Source organism: Rathayibacter rhapontici, from assembly GCF_001995175.1.
In the GTDB taxonomy this organism is placed as follows: Bacteria; Actinomycetota; Actinomycetes; order Actinomycetales; family Microbacteriaceae; genus Rathayibacter.
The window spans coordinates 1-638 of sequence record NZ_MUKN01000129.1 but is presented as its reverse complement, the minus strand read 5'-3'; the positions used below and the strand labels follow the sequence as shown (position 1 = coordinate 638).

Sequence of the window (638 nt, the reverse complement as noted above, 5' to 3'; positions counted from 1 at the left end):
CGGTCGATGCGGTCGAAGGCTCCATGCGTGTCGGGCGCGGGGAGGTGCAGGTGCAGAGTGGCCATCCCGTCGAGCTCTCCGTCGAGCCAGACGCCGCGGCGTGCGGCGCAGCGCTGGTGCCGGTCGGTGAGCGACTCCGGGTGCAGGCGCTCGCGCAGCGACCTGAGCCGGCGCCGCAGCTGCGGAGGAGTGCACTCCCGGGCGAGGGCCGCTGCGGCGTCGTCGAAGCGGCTCCGCACCTCGACCGGCAGATCCAGCGCGGCCCTGATGATCACGCGGGCGTGCTCGGGTGCGATCGCTGCCTCGCGCAGAGCCGTCAAAGTCTCCGGCAGCTCATTGACGAGCATCCGGCTCTCCTCCACGAGAACGCCGGCCAGGGACTCCGAGACCCGCATTCCGGTCGCGAGCTCGGCGATCAGGGCTCGCATCGCGGCCTCTTCGCGGTCGACGTGCGCCTGCACCCGGGGATCGACGAGCGCATCCGGGAGCGTCATCGCGGTGCGGCGGGCGAGCTCGATCAGCTCCGCCCGCTCGGCTTCGGCTCGCGCGCGGAACGCGTCGACCGCGCACGCGGCCCCGACAGCGGCCACGAGGGCGTCGTCGAAGCACTCGCGCACGCTCGGACCACCGCTAGCGGG

At 73.5% G+C, this 638-nt stretch carries 1 protein-coding gene; it reads right to left on the bottom strand.

Annotated elements, in window-relative coordinates:
- Positions 1 to 617: DUF222 domain-containing protein (locus tag B0T42_RS18950; protein WP_139344606.1), on the bottom strand; the 617-nt coding region annotated here is incomplete at its 3' end.
- Positions 618 to 638 lie beyond the last annotated feature (21 nt).